We start from the raw sequence: 14,879 nt of genomic DNA, 5'->3' as shown, positions 1-14,879 counted from the left end.
GTCGGAGGAGGTGCGTGTCCGGACGTAAAGCGTCGCAGCACGCGCGAAGCGCGGTGAGGAAAGCAGTCCGGACACGGACCTCCGCAGGCCCCGGCACCCGGCACCCACGCGGACCCGCACCCGAAAACCGGCCCCGGCCACAGAAAACCGGACCCGCACCCGGAAACCGGCCCCAGCCGAAGCGACCCCCCCTAGCTCTGATAAATCGCTTCGATTTCGTTGGCGAAGTCCTTGGCCACTACGTTGCGCTTCAGCTTCAGGGACGGCGTGATGTGCCCCGCCTCCTCCGTGAACTGCCGCGTCAGTACCCGGAACTTCCGTACCGACTCCGCCTTCGACACCGCCGCGTTCCCCTCGTCCACCGCCCGCTGCACCTCCGCCAGCAGCTCCGGGTCCAGGCGGAGCGTCGCCGCCGTCGCGTCGGACGGTTTGCCGTGGTCCTTGGCCCAGCGGGTCAGGAACTCCTCGTCCAGGGTGATCAGCGCGCCCACGAACGGGCGGCCGTCGCCGACGACCATGCATTCCGCGATCAGCGCGTGCGCCCTGATGCGGTCCTCGATCACGGCCGGGGCGACGTTCTTGCCTCCGGCGGTGACCAGGATCTCCTTCTTGCGGCCGGTGATCGCGAGATAGCCGTCCTCGTCGAGCGTGCCGATGTCGCCGGTGTGGAACCAGCCGTCGGCAAGGGCCTCCGCGGTCGCCTCGGGGTTGTTCCAGTAGCCCGTGAACAGGTGCTCGCCGTGGAGCAGGACCTCGCCGTCGTCGGCGATCCGGACGACCGAGCCCGGCAGGGGCTGGCCGACCGTGCCGATCTTCTGCCGGTCCCACGGGTTGAAGGCGGTGGCCGCGCAGGATTCGGTGAGGCCGTAGCCCTCCAGCACCGTGAAGCCGATGCCCCGGTAGAAGTGGCCGAGCCGCTCGCCCAGCGGGGCGCCGCCCGAGATCGCGTACTCGCCGCGTCCGCCGAGGACGGCGCGGAGTTTGCCGTAGACGAGCTTGTCGAAGATCTTGTGCCGGATCCTCAGGCCGAGGGACGGGCCCCGGGGGGTGGACAGCGCGCGGCTGTACGCGATCGCCGTGTGCGCGGCCTTGTCGAAGATCCGGCCCTTGCCGTCGGCCTGGGCCTTGGCGCGGGCGGAGTTGTAGACCTTCTCGAAGACGCGCGGGACTCCGAGGATCAGTGTCGGCCGGAAGGTCGCCAGATCGTCGGTGAGGTTCTTGATGTCCGGCAGGCAGCCGAGCTTGATCGGTGCCATCACGGCCGCCACCTCGACGAGACGGCCGAAGACATGCGCGGCGGGGAGGAAGAGCAGCACGGAGCACTCGCCCGTGCGGAAGAGGGGTTTGAGGCGTTCCACCGCGTTGCCGCACTCCGCGAAGAAGCTGCGGTGCGTCAGCACACAGCCCTTCGGGCGGCCGGTGGTGCCCGAGGTGTAGACGATGGTCGCCGGGTCGTCGGCCTTCGCGGTCGCGGCGCGCTCGTCGACCGCCGCGTCCGTGATCCCGGCGCCGGCGGCGGTGAGTTCCGCGACCGCGCCGTCGTCGATCTGCCAGACGTTCCGCAGGCCGGGGAGGCCGTCCCGTACCGATTCCACCTTGGCGGTGTGCTCCGGGCTCTCCACGATCGCCGCGACCGCGCCCGAGTCGCCGAGGATCCACCGCACCTGCTCGGCCGAGCTGGTCTCGTACACCGGGACGGTGACCCCGCCGGCGCTCCAGATCGCGAAGTCGAGCTGTACCCATTCGAAGCGGGTACGGGACATCAGCGCGACCCGGTCGCCGGGCTGGATGCCCGCCGCGATCAGGCCCTTGGCGGCGGCCCGTACCTCGGCGAGGAACTGGGTGGCGGTGACGTCCGTCCAGGCGCCGGCCACCTTGCGGCCGAGGACCGCGACATCGGGGTGCTGCGCGGCATTGCGGCGGATGAGATCCGTCAGGTTGCCGTCCGTCGGGACCTCGTACAGGGCCGGAAGGCTGAACTCGCGCAAGACTGCTGCTCCTCATCGGGCGCCGGCGCCACGGCTTTGTGCGCGCCGGCCGCGGTCCAAGATCGGGCGGGTGCTCGGTGGGGCGAGCACGACTGGACTGCCCGGACGTTACCCATCGGTACTGACATACCGATAGAGGGTCCCGGCCAGATGTTCCGTGCGTCACACATGCTGTGCGGTACTTCGCGCAGGGTAGTCCACCCCCTACGACACCGCGGTCACCACGGAAGGAACCGCAGGTCCGGACCCTCTACCGAGGCCGGAATCAGAGTCCTAGGGTGATCGTCATGCGCGGCATGCGAGTCAATGTGATCAGTGATGTCCATGGGAACGGGCGGGATCTCGCGACGGCGGGTGACGGCGCCGACGCCCTGATCTGTCTCGGTGACCTCGTCCTCTTCCTGGACTACGCGGACCATTCGCGCGGTATCTTCCCCGACCTCTTCGGTGTCGAGAACGCCGACCGGATCGTGGCGCTGCGCACCGCGCGCCGCTTCGACGAGGCACGGGAGTTCGGCCGGGAGCTGTGGGCCGGGCTCGGGCTCGATCCGAAGACCGCGATCGAGCAGGGCGTGCGGCGCCAGTACGCCGAGCTGTTCGCGGCGTTCCCCACCCCGACGTACGCGACCTACGGCAATGTCGACATCCCGGGCCTCTGGCCGGAGTACGCGCGGCCCGGCACCACCCTGCTGGACGGCGAGCGGGTGGAACTGGGCGGCCGGGTCTTCGGCTTCGTCGGCGGCGGACTGCGTACCCCCATGAACACCCCGTACGAGATCTCCGACGAGGAGTACGCGGCCAAGGTCGAGGCGCTCGGCGAGGTGGATGTCCTCTGCTCGCACATTCCGCCGGACGTGCCCGAGCTGACGTATGACACGGTCGCCCGCCGCTTCGAGCGCGGCAGCACCGCGCTGCTGGACGCCATCCGCCGTACGAGGCCGCGGTACTCCCTGTTCGGGCATGTCCATCAGCCGCTGGCCCGCCGGATGCGTGTCGGTGCCACGGAGTGCGTGAACGTGGGGCACTTCGCGTCGACAGGGCGGCCGTGGGCCATGGAATGGTGACCGGCGCACTCGCGATAGCCTGCACCACAGATATCCAGAAGCCGGGACAGCCCCAGCACCGGAGGAGCACGGCGATGGCGGAACACACCAGTTCGAGCATCACGATCAAGGCGGCACCGGCCGACGTCATGGGCGTGATCGCCGACTTCGACCGCTACCCCGAGTGGACCGGCGAGGTGAAGGAGGCCGAGGTGCTGGCCACCGACAGCCGGGGCCGCGCCGAGCAGGTCAGGCTGGTGCTGGACGCCGGAGCGATCAAGGACGACCACACCCTCGCCTACACCTGGACCGGCGACAACGAGGTCAGCTGGACGCTGGTGAAGTCCCAGATGCTGCGCGCTCTCGACGGCTCGTACCTGCTGGCGCCGACAGGCTCCGGCACCGAGGTCACCTACCGGCTGACCGTCGACGTCAAGATCCCGATGCTCGGCATGATCAAGCGCAAGGCCGAGAAGGTCATCATCGACCGGGCCCTCGCGGGCCTCAAGAAGCGCGTCGAATCCGTCCCCGGAGCCTGACGCCGATGCGTACGGTCCTCGTCACCGGCCCCGGCGGGGCGGGCCGTACGACCATCGCCGCCGCCACCGCGCTCGCCGCCGCCCGGCCCGGCGGACGTGTCCTGCTGCTCTGCGCCGACCCGCTCGGCGATCTCCTCGGAACGCCGGCCGGCTCGCCGGACGACCCCGCTCCGGTACGGGACGGCCTGTGGGCCGCGCGCGTCGACTCCGGCGCGCACTTCCGTACGGAAACGCTCGCCTTCCAGGAGCGGGCCGCCACCGCGCTCGAACTGCTCGGCGCCCGCAAGCTGGCCGGTGAGGAACTCACCGAGCTGCCGGGCAGCGAACAGTCCGCCCTGCTGCACGCCCTGCGCCGGGCCGCGGCCGGCGACTGGGACGTCCTCGTCGTCGACCTCCCGCCGCTGCGCGACGCCCTCGACCTGCTCGCCCTGCCCGAGCAACTGCGCCGCTATCTGCGCCGTCTGCTGCCCCAGGAGCGGCAGGCCGCCCGCGCGCTGCGCCCGGTGATGGCCCAGCTCGCCGGGATACCCATGCCCGCGCAGTGGCTGTACGAGACGGCCGCGCGCTGGGACGCCGAGCTGGCCGCCGTCCAGTCGCTCATCGAGGACCCCGCCACGACCCTGCGGCTGGTCGCCGAGCCGGGGCCCGCGGCGGCCGAGGCCCTGCGCGCCGCCCGCGCCGCGATCGCGCTGTACGGACTGCGCGTCGACGCGCTCGTACCCAACCGGATACTGCCCGGCGACGCCGCCGACCCCTGGCTCGCGACGCTCGTCGCCCAGCAGCGCAAGTGCCTGGACGAGTGGCAGGAGGAATGGCCGCCCGGGACGCCCGTCCACGCGGTGGGTCATCTGGGCCGGGACCCGCGCGGGCCCGACGACCTCGCCCTCCTCGACAGCCTCCCGCCGCGGGAGCCGGCCGGCCCCGTCGAGGACCCCTGGCCGGTCGAGGACCGGCTCGCCGAGGAGAATCTGCTCGTCTGGTGCCTGCCACTGCCCGGAGCGGTCAAGAGCGAACTCGCGCTGGTACGCAGGGACGATGAACTCCTGCTCACCGTCGGCCCGTTCCGCCGAATCGTTCCGCTGCCGTCCGCGCTGCGCCGCTGCACCGTCACCGGCGCGGCCCTCACGGACGGCGTGCTGCGGGTCAGATTCATCCCCGACCCCGCATTGTGGCCGCGCGCACACTGAACGACGTACCGGCGTTCGGGTACCGTCGAAGGTACGAGCCCTTCCGCCGCCCGTGGCGGAAGACCCTGTCTCTGACGCAGGAGTACCGCATGAGCGATGCCACCGAGCGCCCCGCCGCCGACTCGGACGCCTGGGCCACGGCATGCGCCGAGGACCTGGAGGCCGAGAAGGAGCGCCGCCGCGCCACCTACGGACCGCAGCCGGGCTCCGCCACCGAGGAACTGCGCAAGCTGGTCGACGCCGTCGCCGACAAGGTCTCCGCGCTGCCCGGCCCGCTGTTCGGCATGGCCGCGCAGGGCGCCGTTCAGCAGTTCATCAACCAGGCCAAGGCGGCCGTCGAGCCGGTCATCGAGCGCAACCCCGGAGTCTTCGACCATCTCGCCGCCGCGGGCAATGAACTGCTCGCCGCGTACCGCTCCGCCGTCGAGTCCCAGGAAGCCCGCTGGACCCAGGAGACGCCTCCGTCGACCGGTCCCGTACGGGAGACGGAGAAGGCCGGCGATCCCACCGACCCGAGGGACGAAGGACCTGGTCCGGACGGCCGGATCGACCTGGACTGACCGGCCGGGCGACAGCGGTGGCCGGGGCAGGACCGGCCGGTCCTGTGCCCGCCCTCGGGTACGGTTGGCCCTAGCGGGGCTCGACCGAAAACTGAGGGACACATGGGACTCACCATCGGCGTCGACATCGGCGGCACAAAGATCGCGGCCGGCGTGGTCGACGAAGAGGGCACCATCCTGGAAACGCACAAGGTACCCACTCCGCCGACCGCCGAAGGCATCGTGGACGCGATCTGCGCCGCGGTCTCCGGTGCCGGCGAGGGGCACCAGATCGAGGCCGTCGGCATCGGTGCCGCCGGCTATGTGGACGACAAGCGCGCGACCGTCCTCTTCGCGCCGAACATCAACTGGCGTCACGAACCGCTCAAGGACAAGGTCGAGCAGCGGGTCGGACTGCCGGTCGTCGTGGAGAACGACGCCAACGCCGCCGCCTGGGGCGAGTACAGGTTCGGCGCCGGGCAGGGCCATGACGACGTCATCTGCATCACGCTCGGCACGGGGCTCGGCGGCGGCATCATCATCGGCAACAAGCTGCGCCGCGGACGCTTCGGTGTGGCCGCCGAGTTCGGGCACATCCGGGTCGTGCCCGACGGGCTGCTGTGCGGTTGCGGCAGCCAGGGCTGCTGGGAGCAGTACGCGTCAGGGCGTGCTCTCGTCCGGTACGCCAGGCAGCGCGCCAACGCGACGCCGGAGAACGCCGGGACGCTGCTCGGTCTCGGCGACGGCACCCCGGAGGGTATCGAGGGCAGGCACATCAGCGCGGCGGCCCGTGCCGGTGACCCCGTCGCCATCGACTCCTTCCGTGAGCTGGCCCGTTGGGCGGGTGCCGGTCTCGCCGATCTGGCCTCGCTCTTCGACCCGTCCGCGTTCATCGTCGGCGGCGGGGTGTCGGACGAGGGCGAGTTGGTCCTCGACCCGATCCGCAAGTCCTTCCGGCGCTGGCTGATCGGTGGCGAGTGGCGCCCGCACGCCCAGGTGCTCGCGGCCCAACTGGGCGGCGAGGCGGGGCTCGTGGGAGCCGCGGACCTGGCCCGACAGGGCTGACCCGGGCCGACCCGGCGCGATCGCGCCCGCCGTCACCATGTCATCGGTGCGGCGGGCGCCGTCATGTCCGGGGCCGGTGGTGTCGGCGCGTACGGCCGTCCCGCCCGCCGATATCTTGGTGGCATGGCGATGCCCACGCTGCCCGACTCCCGTACCGAGCCGGATGGTTCGGCGGTGATCCGGGTGCTCAGCTACAACATCCGGTCGATGCGCGACGACAACGAGGCGCTGGCCCGGGTGATCAGGGCCTGTGCGCCCGATCTGGTCCTCGTCCAGGAGGCGCCGCGGTTCTTCCGCTGGCGCAAACGCGCGGCCTGGCTGGCGGCGCACACCGATCTCGTGGTGCTGAGCGGCGGCGCCACCGCGGCGGGACCGCTGCTGCTCTGCTCACTGCGCGCCACGGTCGAGCGGACGGAGGACATCCTGCTGCCGCTCACCCCGGGCCTCCACCGGCGGGGATTCGCGACGGCGGTGGTACGGATCGCGGGCGCCCGGATCGGGCTGCTCAGCTGCCATCTGAGCCTCCGGGCCGATGAGCGCCACGCGCAGGCGGGGATGGCGCTCGACCGGCTCAAGGCCATGGACGTGCCGCACACGATCGTCGCCGGAGATCTCAACGACCGCCCCACGGGCCGTGGTTTCCGGCTGCTGGCCGGTGAACTCCAGGACTGCTGGGCCGTCGCGCCCTGGGGGGACGAGTACACCTCGCCCGCCGAGCACCCCCGTCAGCGCATCGACGCGATCTTCGCCACACACGGCGTCGAGGTGCTCGGCTGCGGGGTGCCACGCGATCTGCCCGGCCTCGACGAGGCGGACCTGAGGGCGGCCACGGATCACCTTCCGGTGCTGGCCGCCCTTCGCGTACCGGCGTCCTGAACTCCTGAACCGCCGCGCCCGTCGGGTCCCGTCAGACCACCGCGCCGCGCCCCGGGTCGTCGCTCTCGTCGTCGTCCTGCTTCATCCGCGCCACCAATGTGACGAAACCGCCCAGGAAGCCGCCGATGCAGATCGTGCTCAGCCACCACGTCATGTCCCACCGCAGCAGCACGGCGACCAGCATCAGCACGGGGCCGCCGATCACCGCGAGCCAGGCGAATCTGGCCGTCGCGTCGGACTCCGGCAGCTCCGGCGGCTCCGGCGGGACGAAATGGCCCTCGTCGCTCTCGTCGAGGTCGTCCTCCCGCGGCTCGTCCAGCTGGTAGTCGCGCGGCCCGCCGACGCCGGGCGCGAAGACCACCGAACCGCCCAGCGTGGGCTTCCCGTCCCCGGCGTCCGGATCCGGCTCCTTCTCGGCCTTCTTCTCCGGCTTCTTCTCGGGGGGCTTGCCCAGCGTCTTGTCCGGAGCAGCGGACTCCGGCTCGCCCCTCGGGCCCGTACTGTTCCGCTCGCTCTCCAGCAGGGCCTGATCGTCCACCGACTTGAACGGCTTGGCGCCCGGCGGATCCGCCGGCTCCTCGCCGTATCCGGCCACGATCGCCGCCCAGGCCGCGTCCTCGTCGATCGGCTGCGGCTCGCGGTCCGCGTCATGCTCAGCCACCGGTGGTGCTCCCCTTCTTCCCGACACTCGGAGCGAGCCGGCCGATGAACGCGTGACTCTCCTCGAAAATCCGCTCCGCGTCATGGTCCAACGTCGCCACGTGGTAGCTCTGTTCCAGCATGACCTCACGGACATCCAGCGACGAGACCCGGGACAGGATCCTGGCCGAGTCGGCCGGCGGCACCACATGGTCCTGGGGGCTGTGCAGCAGCAGCAACGGCTGGGTGACCTGTGGCAGCGCCGTGTCCACCAGCCGGAAGAAATTCCGCAGCGAGTGCGCGGCGTGCAGCGGCACCCGGTCGTAACCCAGCTCCCGGACACCCTCCTTGGCGATGTCGCTCGTCAGACCCCTGGTCGTCGGAACCAGATGACGGATCACCGGCAGCGCGTACGCCGCCGCTCCATGCACCTTGATCCCGGGGTTGACCACCACGACCCCGCTGACCTCCGGGCCGTGCTTGGCCGCCAGCCGCAGCGCCAGCGCCCCTCCCATCGACAGCCCGGCGACGAAGACCTGGGCACACCGCTCCAGCAGCTCCCGCAGCGCCCGGTCCACCTCCGCGTACCAGTCCTGCCAGCCGGTGACCTGCATGTCCTGCCAGCTGGTGCCGTGCCCGGGGAGCAGCGGCAGCGATACGGTCAGCCCGCGCTCGGCCAGATACCCGGCCCAGGGGCGCAGCGACTGCGGGGAACCGGTGAATCCATGACAGAGAAGGACGCCGACCTCGCCGCCCTCATGGCGGTACGGCTCGGCTCCGGGAAGGACCGGCACCGGGTTCTCCTGTTCGTGAGGATCGGACGATGTACTTCACCGTACGCGACCGGACCGACACCGACCAGATCCGTCGGGCACCCATGAAGGAGAGCGCGGGGGCCCCACGGGTTAAGGTCGGTGCGACAGCACACAGGAGGCATTCGAGTTGATCTACGGCGCCATGAAGTTCTCCATCGGAGGGTCGCTGAAGCTTGCCTTCAGGCCCTGGGTGGAGGGCCTGGAGAACATTCCCGCCGAAGGGCCGGCGATCCTCGCGAGCAACCATCTCTCGTTCTCGGACTCGTTCTTCCTCCCGGCCGTGCTCGACCGCAAGGTCACCTTCATCGCCAAGGCCGAGTACTTCACCTCGCCCGGGGTGAAGGGCAAGCTCACCGCCGCCTTCTTCAAGGGCGTGGGACAGCTGCCGGTTGACCGCTCGGGCGCGCGCGGCGCGGGCGAGGCCGCGATCCAGAGCGGTATCAAGGTCCTGGCCAACGGTGAACTCTTCGGTATCTACCCGGAGGGCACCCGCTCGCCCGACGGCCGTCTCTACCGCGGCAAGCCCGGCGGCCTCGCGCGCGTGGCGCTCGCCTCCGGCGCTCCCGTCATCCCGGTCGCCATGATCGACACGGAGAAGATCCAGCCGCCCGGCAAGGTCGTCCCGAAGCTGATGCGCCCGGGGATCAGGATCGGCAAGCAGCTGGACTTCACCCGCTATCAGGGCATGGAGGGCGACCGGTTCATCCTGCGTTCGGTCACCGACCAGGTGATGTACGAGATCATGAAGCTCTCGGGCCAGGAGTATGTCGACATCTACGCGACGGCGGCCAAGCGCCAACTCGCGGAAGCGGAGAAGGCGGCGGGCACCGGCGGGGAGTGAGCCGCACAAGCGGGGAGTGAGCCGCACCGGCGGGGAGCGGGCCGGGGGCGAACGGGCCGCGGGAGGAACAAAGGGGGGCGAGTGGCCAGGCGCGAGCGCGTCGTACGGATGTCCGTGGAGCAGCCGCTGTGGCGCGCGCTGACCGCGTACCGCGTACTGACCATGGTCTACGCGGTCCTGATCTTCTTCTACGAGCGCGAGCGGTTCGAACGCCCTTGGGTCGCCGCCTGTTTCCTCGGGTTCCTGGCCGTATGGACCCTCGCCACGCTGCCCAGAGTGGCGAACGCCGTCAGCTGCACCAAGCGCTTCCTGGTCGCCGATCTGACCGTCGCGGTCACCGGCATCCTGCTCACCCCGCTCGCCGACACCAACGCCCAGCAGATCGACGGTCCCACCCTGCCGTCGATATGGGCCGCGGGCTCGGTCCTCGCCTTCGCCATCAAGGGCGGCTGGCGCTGGGCCGCGGTCGCCTCCTCCGTCGTCGCCGTCGCCAACCTCGTCGAGCGCGCGCACCCGAGCCGGGACACCCTCCACAATGTCCTGCTCGTCTGGGTCGCCTCCATCGCCATCGGATACGTCGTCGAGGTCGCCCGCGCCTCCGAACGTACCCTCGCCCGCGCCCTGGAGATCGAGGCCGCGACGCGGGAGCGCGAGCGGCTGGCCCGTGACATCCACGACAGCGTGCTCCAGGTACTCGCGATGGTGCAGCGGCGCGGTACGGCGCTGGGCGGTGAGGCCGCCGAACTGGGCCGGCTGGCGGGGGAGCAGGAGATCGCCCTGCGCACCCTGGTCTCCAGCGGCCTGGTGCCCGCCTCCCGCGCGTCCGAGGACACGGCGGTCCATACGGACGGGCGGGACGACGAGCCGTGCGACCTGCGCACGCTCCTCGCGCCGTACGCCGGTTCACGCGTCACCTTCTCGGAACCGGGCGCTCCGGTACTGCTGCCGCGGTCCGCCGCCAAGGAGCTGGCGGCCGCTGTCAGTGCCGCCCTGGACAATGTCCACGCACACGCGGGTACCGAGGCCCACGCCTGGATCCTGGTCGAGGAGTGGCCGGACCAAGTGATCGTGACCGTACGGGACGACGGCCCCGGCATACCGGAAGGCCGGCTCGCCCAGGCCGAGGGGGAGGGCCGGCTCGGCGTCGCCCTCTCGATCCGCGGCCGGCTGCGGGACCTGGGCGGCACGGCCGAGCTGATCTCGGTGCCGGGACAGGGCACGGAAGTCGAGTTGAAGGTTCCACGGGGAGGGACCCGGAAATGAGCGAACAGACCGACCCGATCAGGGTGATGGTGGTCGACGACCACCCGATGTGGCGTGACGCCGTCGCCCGCGATCTGGAGGCGGCCGGCTTCGACGTGGTCGCGACCGCCGAGGACGGCCCGCAGGCGGTGCGCCGCGCGCGGGCCACCACCCCGCGGGTGCTCGTCCTCGATCTCAATCTGCCCGGTATGCCGGGCGTTCAGGTCTGCAAGGAGCTGGTCGGCTCCCATCCCGGACTCCGCGTCCTGGTGCTCTCCGCCAGCGGCGAGCACGCCGATGTGCTGGAGGCGGTGAAGTCCGGCGCCACCGGCTATCTGCTCAAGTCGGCCCGTACGGAAGACCTGATCGACGCCGTACACCGCACCGCCGTCGGCGACCCGGTCTTCACCCCCGGCCTCGCGGGCCTGGTGCTCGGTGAGTACCGCAGACTCGCCTCCGAGCCCGCGCCCGCCGCTCCCGACGAACCCAAGGCGCCCGAACTGACCGAGCGCGAGACCGAAGTGCTGCGGCTGGTCGCCAAGGGCCTCTCGTACAAACAGATCGCCGAACGCCTGGTCATCTCGCACCGCACCGTGCAGAACCATGTGCAGAACACCCTCGGCAAGCTCCAGCTCCACAACCGCGTCGAGCTGGTGCGCTACGCCATCGAACGCGGCCTCGACGACATCTGAGCCGGCCCGCCCCCGGAGAATCCCCGCACAAGCCTCCATCCGCCCTCTGGTGCAACGCTATTGACCCTGCGCACCATGCCGGAGTGACCTGAGTCACCCTTCCTGTGGCCCGGGTACCCGATCGATGGCGAAGGGGAGTGTTTTCCATGCGCGTCGGAGTACTGACCGGGGGCGGCGACTGTCCCGGGCTCAACGCGGTCATCCGCGGCATCGTACGCAAGGGTGTCCAGGAATACGGCTATGAGTTCACCGGGTTCAGGGACGGCTGGCGAGGACCGCTGGACGACGACACGATACGGCTCGACATACCCGCGGTACGCGGCATCCTGCCTCGCGGCGGCACCATCCTCGGCTCCTCACGCACCAACCCCCTCAAGGCCGAGGACGGCGTCCGCCGCATCAGGGAAACCCTCGCCGCGCACGGCGTCGACGCGCTGATCGTGATCGGCGGCGAGGACACCCTCGGGGTGGCGGCCCAGCTCTCCGACACCCATGGCATCCCCTGCGTCGGCGTACCCAAGACCATCGACAACGATCTCTCGGCCACCGACTACACCTTCGGCTTCGACACCGCGGTCGGCATCGCCACCGAGGCCATCGACCGGCTGCACACCACCGCCGAATCCCATATGCGTGTCCTGGTCTGCGAGGTGATGGGCCGTCACGCGGGCTGGATCGCCCTGCACTCGGGTCTGGCCGGCGGCGCGAACGTCATCCTCATACCGGAGCAGCGCTTCGACGTCGACCAGGTCTGCGCCTGGGTGACCTCCCGGTTCAAGGCGTCGTACGCCCCGATCGTCGTCGTCGCGGAGGGCGCGATGCCGAAGGACGGCGACCTGGTCCTCAAGGACGGCACGCTGGACTCCTTCGGCCATGTCCGGCTGTCCGGCGTCGGCGAATGGCTGGCCAAGGAGATCGAGCGGCGCACCGGCAAGGAGGCCAGGACGACGGTGCTCGGCCACGTACAACGGGGCGGCACCCCGAGCGCCTTCGACCGCTGGCTGGCCACCCGTTTCGGCCTGCACGCGATCGAGGCGGTACGCGACGGCGACTACGGCATGATGGTCGCCCTGCGCGGCACGGACATCATCCGCGTCCCGATCGCCGAGGCCACGGCCCAGCTCAAAACGGTCAGGCCGGAGCTGTACGAAGAGGCCGGCGTCTTCTTCGGCTGATCTCCGTTCGCCCGCGGGGGGCCGTGGCGCGCGTCCCGTCCCGGCCACGGCCCCCACCACGCCTCACCCCACGTCCACGACCCCCCGCCCGGAGGCCATCGCCCCCGCGAGCAGTCCCGCCACCACGTCCGGACCGTTCAGCGTCAGCACCGACTCCGGATGGAACTGCACCGAGGCGAAACCACCGCCCCTCAGCCCGTACACCTCCCCGCTCTCCTCGTCCCGGCTGACCTCCACCCCGTGCGCCGCCAACTCCTCCGCCGCCGCGTCGTCGCAGCGCGCGGTGAAACTGTTGTAGAAGCCGACCGTCTCCTCCCGCCCGAACAGATCGATCCGGGTCTGCGCGCCCTGGTACGGCACCCGCTTGCGTACGGTCTCCAGGCCCAGCTCGGCCGCGATCAGCTCATGCCCGAGACAGACCCCGAGCAGCCCGTTGCGCCGCTCCCGGATCAGGTCGGCCGCCAGCCCGCGCAGCAGACGCATCCTGGGATCCGTCATATCCGCCGGATCACCCGGTCCGGGCCCCAGCACCACCGGCCCCTCGTGCGCGAGCGCACCCGCGCGCAGCCCCGGCTCGTCGTAGCGCCGCACCGTCACCTCCAGACCTGACGAGCGCAGCACATGCGCCAGCATCGCGGTGAAGGTGTCCTCGCCGTCGATGACCAGCGCGTGCCCGGTGAGCGTCGCGGACGCGGCCCCCATCCTCAGCCAGAACGGCGCGAGGTCCGCGCGCCGCGCGTCCAGTGCGGCCCGGACCCTCGGGTCGTCGGCGAGCCGCGGGCGCGCGGACTCCTCGCGCGGCCGGCCCGGCCGTACGCCGAGGGCCGCCAGTACCCCCGCCGCCTTGGCGTGGGTCTCGGCGACCTCGCTCTCCGGGCGCGAATGACGTACGAGCGTCGCCCCGACCGGCACCCGCAGCCCGCCGTCGCGGTCGATGTCGGCGGTACGGATCAGGATGGGGGAGTCGAGGGTCTGGGCCCCGCCGGCGTCCCGCCCGATGAGCGCGAGCGCGCCCCCGTAGTAGCCGCGACCGCCCGCCTCATGCCGTTCGATGACCCGGCACGCGTTCTGCACCGGCGAGCCGGTGACCGTCGCCGCGAACATCGTCTCCCTCAGCACCTCGCGCACATCGAGCGAGGACCGGCCGCGCAACTCGTACTCGGTGTGCGCGAGATGGGCCATCTCCTTGAGCCGGGGGCCGATCACCACCCCGCCCCGGTCGCCGACCGTGCACATCATCTTCAGCTCCTCGTCGACGACCATGGAGAGCTCCTCCGTCTCCTTGCGGTCACCCAGGAACTCCAGCAGCGCTTCCGGGGACGGGCCCTGCGGCGGATAGCGGAAGGTCCCGCTGATCGGGTTCATCACGACGGTCCCGCCGCTCATCCGGACATGGACCTCGGGGCCGGCGCCGACCAGGGTGCGTTCGCCGGTGTGGACGAGGAACGTCCAGTACGCGCCGCGCTCACCGGCGAGCAGCCGCCGGAAGAGGGCGAGCGCGTCGGCCCGGCCGAAACCGGGGATACGGCCCTCGAAGGTCCGCCGGATGACGAAGTTCGCGCCTTCACCCTGTCCGATCTCGTCCTCGATCACCCGCCGTACGATCTGCGCGTACCGCTCGTCGTCCAGGTCGAACGCGCCGTCCTCGACCCGTACGTCATGGGCGGGCAGCCGGGCCACCAGCTCCGCGAGCGGCAGTTCGTATGTCTCGTCCGCGACCAGCACGGCCAGCGGGGTCCCGTCGTCCCGTACGTCGAAGCCGCGCTCCCTGATCTGCCGGAACGGCACCAGCGCGAGTGAGGGCCCGGCCGCGCCGTCCGGCAGCTCGGCCAGCCGGTCGGCCTCGTGTACGGCTCCGATCAGCAGCTCCACGACGCCGTGGTCCCGGCCGGGCGTGCGGCGGCGGAGCAGGGCGAAGGGCGGGCAGTCGTCGTCCAGGAGTCGGGCGACGAGCGTCCGGGGTGTTCCGTCGGTCATCTGCGGTGTTCCTTCCGAGTGGAGGGGGAGGAACGGCCCGCTTCTCCGGTCCGAACCCCGGACCCGGAAAACACTGAAGGCCGCCCCTCGGGCGGCCTTCGCGATTCGTGGTGCGCGCGTGAATCAGTGGGCCGCCGAACGAGCGGTCCACCACCAGGTCTGATTCGAAAGCGCGAACATGGGCGGAACCCTAGCGCATCCGTCCCCCGAGCCCCCCGTTCCACACTGTGAGCGCCGCCTGTACCACAGCCCGCGACCACG

14 protein-coding genes are annotated in these 14,879 nt (G+C 71.1%); 10 read left to right on the top strand and 4 right to left on the bottom strand.

What is annotated here, in order from left to right; all coding sequences use genetic code 11:
- Nucleotides 1-191: 191 nt before the first annotated feature.
- Nucleotides 192-1,988 (bottom strand): AMP-dependent synthetase/ligase, encoded by a 1,797-nt coding sequence (locus tag ACFRMN_RS17780; RefSeq protein ID WP_383020108.1) that lies wholly within the window; start codon nucleotides 1,986-1,988, stop codon nucleotides 192-194.
- Nucleotides 1,989-2,284: 296 nt separating this feature from the next.
- Between ACFRMN_RS17780 and ACFRMN_RS17775 the strand changes: the two genes are divergently transcribed.
- The 6 genes from ACFRMN_RS17775 (at nucleotide 2,285) to ACFRMN_RS17750 (ending at nucleotide 7,237) form a co-directional block, all read left to right on the top strand.
- Entirely contained in the window at nucleotides 2,285-3,052 is a 768-nt protein-coding gene (locus ACFRMN_RS17775; RefSeq protein WP_383020143.1) for a metallophosphoesterase, read from the top strand.
- Between the two features lie 74 nt (nucleotides 3,053-3,126).
- The gene (locus ACFRMN_RS17770) at nucleotides 3,127-3,570 is read left to right on the top strand and encodes an SRPBCC family protein (RefSeq protein ID WP_383020105.1); all 444 of its coding nucleotides are present in this window, start codon (nucleotides 3,127-3,129) and stop codon (nucleotides 3,568-3,570) included.
- A gap of 5 nt (nucleotides 3,571-3,575) precedes the next feature.
- Nucleotides 3,576-4,757, top strand: coding sequence for an ArsA family ATPase (locus ACFRMN_RS17765; RefSeq protein ID WP_383020102.1), 1,182 nt, complete (start codon nucleotides 3,576-3,578; stop codon nucleotides 4,755-4,757).
- A gap of 89 nt (nucleotides 4,758-4,846) precedes the next feature.
- On the top strand, nucleotides 4,847-5,317 hold the full coding sequence (locus tag ACFRMN_RS17760; RefSeq protein WP_383020099.1) for a DUF5304 domain-containing protein: 471 nt from the start codon (nucleotides 4,847-4,849) through the stop codon (nucleotides 5,315-5,317).
- 102 nt (nucleotides 5,318-5,419) lie between these two features.
- On the top strand, nucleotides 5,420-6,361 hold the full coding sequence (locus ACFRMN_RS17755; RefSeq protein WP_030355398.1) for an ROK family glucokinase: 942 nt from the start codon (nucleotides 5,420-5,422) through the stop codon (nucleotides 6,359-6,361).
- Between the two features lie 123 nt (nucleotides 6,362-6,484).
- Nucleotides 6,485-7,237, top strand: coding sequence for an endonuclease/exonuclease/phosphatase family protein (locus ACFRMN_RS17750; RefSeq protein WP_383020097.1), 753 nt, complete (start codon nucleotides 6,485-6,487; stop codon nucleotides 7,235-7,237).
- A 31-nt stretch (nucleotides 7,238-7,268) separates the two neighbouring features.
- On the opposite strand, the gene ACFRMN_RS17745 is transcribed toward ACFRMN_RS17750, so the two are convergent.
- Nucleotides 7,269-7,982 carry a hypothetical protein gene (locus ACFRMN_RS17745; protein ID WP_383020095.1) on the bottom strand — a complete coding sequence of 238 codons (714 nt, stop codon included), beginning with the start codon at nucleotides 7,980-7,982 and terminating at the stop codon, nucleotides 7,269-7,271.
- A complete protein-coding gene (locus tag ACFRMN_RS17740; RefSeq protein WP_383020092.1) occupies nucleotides 7,891-8,670 on the bottom strand; it encodes an alpha/beta hydrolase in 780 nt (259 codons plus the stop codon). Before ACFRMN_RS17740 ends, ACFRMN_RS17745 begins: the two co-directional genes overlap by 92 nt.
- A 163-nt stretch (nucleotides 8,671-8,833) precedes the next feature.
- Between ACFRMN_RS17740 and ACFRMN_RS17735 the strand changes: the two genes are divergently transcribed.
- The 4 genes from ACFRMN_RS17735 (at nucleotide 8,834) to ACFRMN_RS17720 (ending at nucleotide 12,641) form a co-directional block, all read left to right on the top strand.
- Nucleotides 8,834-9,532: a lysophospholipid acyltransferase family protein gene (locus ACFRMN_RS17735; RefSeq protein WP_383020089.1), complete on the top strand. Its 699-nt coding sequence runs from the start codon at nucleotides 8,834-8,836 to the stop codon at nucleotides 9,530-9,532.
- An 81-nt stretch (nucleotides 9,533-9,613) separates the two neighbouring features.
- The gene (gene macS, locus ACFRMN_RS17730; protein ID WP_383020086.1) at nucleotides 9,614-10,795 is read left to right on the top strand and encodes a MacS family sensor histidine kinase; all 1,182 of its coding nucleotides are present in this window, start codon (nucleotides 9,614-9,616) and stop codon (nucleotides 10,793-10,795) included.
- Nucleotides 10,792-11,466, top strand: coding sequence for a response regulator (locus ACFRMN_RS17725; RefSeq protein WP_383020083.1), 675 nt, complete (start codon nucleotides 10,792-10,794; stop codon nucleotides 11,464-11,466). The genes macS and ACFRMN_RS17725 overlap by 4 nt, the downstream gene beginning before the upstream one ends.
- A 146-nt stretch (nucleotides 11,467-11,612) precedes the next feature.
- Nucleotides 11,613-12,641: a 6-phosphofructokinase gene (locus ACFRMN_RS17720; RefSeq protein ID WP_383020080.1), complete on the top strand. Its 1,029-nt coding sequence runs from the start codon at nucleotides 11,613-11,615 to the stop codon at nucleotides 12,639-12,641.
- Between the two features lie 63 nt (nucleotides 12,642-12,704).
- Here ACFRMN_RS17720 and ACFRMN_RS17715 read toward each other — a convergent pair whose 3' ends face one another.
- The gene (locus ACFRMN_RS17715; RefSeq protein WP_383020077.1) at nucleotides 12,705-14,618 is read right to left on the bottom strand and encodes an anthranilate synthase family protein; all 1,914 of its coding nucleotides are present in this window, start codon (nucleotides 14,616-14,618) and stop codon (nucleotides 12,705-12,707) included.
- Nucleotides 14,619-14,879 lie beyond the last annotated feature (261 nt).

Origin of the sequence: Streptomyces sp. NPDC056835 (assembly GCF_042789485.1) — a bacterium.
GTDB lineage: Bacteria > Actinomycetota > Actinomycetes > Streptomycetales > Streptomycetaceae > Streptomyces.
This window is presented reverse-complemented; position numbering and strand designations above follow the sequence as displayed.

Excerpts from the sequence above, each read along its gene's own strand:
- ACFRMN_RS17775 (WP_383020143.1), top strand. The coding sequence starts at position 2,285 with ATGCGAGTCAATGTGATCAGTGATGTCCATGGGAACGGGCGGGATCTC.
- ACFRMN_RS17770 (WP_383020105.1), top strand. The coding sequence starts at position 3,127 with ATGGCGGAACACACCAGTTCGAGCATCACGATCAAGGCGGCACCGGCC.
- ACFRMN_RS17765 (WP_383020102.1), top strand. The coding sequence starts at position 3,576 with ATGCGTACGGTCCTCGTCACCGGCCCCGGCGGGGCGGGCCGTACGACC.
- ACFRMN_RS17760 (WP_383020099.1), top strand. The coding sequence starts at position 4,847 with ATGAGCGATGCCACCGAGCGCCCCGCCGCCGACTCGGACGCCTGGGCC.
- ACFRMN_RS17755 (WP_030355398.1), top strand. The coding sequence starts at position 5,420 with ATGGGACTCACCATCGGCGTCGACATCGGCGGCACAAAGATCGCGGCC.
- ACFRMN_RS17750 (WP_383020097.1), top strand. The coding sequence starts at position 6,485 with ATGGCGATGCCCACGCTGCCCGACTCCCGTACCGAGCCGGATGGTTCG.
- ACFRMN_RS17745 (WP_383020095.1), bottom strand. The coding sequence starts at position 7,982 with ATGACGCGGAGCGGATTTTCGAGGAGAGTCACGCGTTCATCGGCCGGC.
- ACFRMN_RS17735 (WP_383020089.1), top strand. The coding sequence starts at position 8,834 with ATGAAGTTCTCCATCGGAGGGTCGCTGAAGCTTGCCTTCAGGCCCTGG.
- ACFRMN_RS17725 (WP_383020083.1), top strand. The coding sequence starts at position 10,792 with ATGAGCGAACAGACCGACCCGATCAGGGTGATGGTGGTCGACGACCAC.
- ACFRMN_RS17720 (WP_383020080.1), top strand. The coding sequence starts at position 11,613 with ATGCGCGTCGGAGTACTGACCGGGGGCGGCGACTGTCCCGGGCTCAAC.
- ACFRMN_RS17715 (WP_383020077.1), bottom strand. The coding sequence starts at position 14,618 with ATGACCGACGGAACACCCCGGACGCTCGTCGCCCGACTCCTGGACGAC.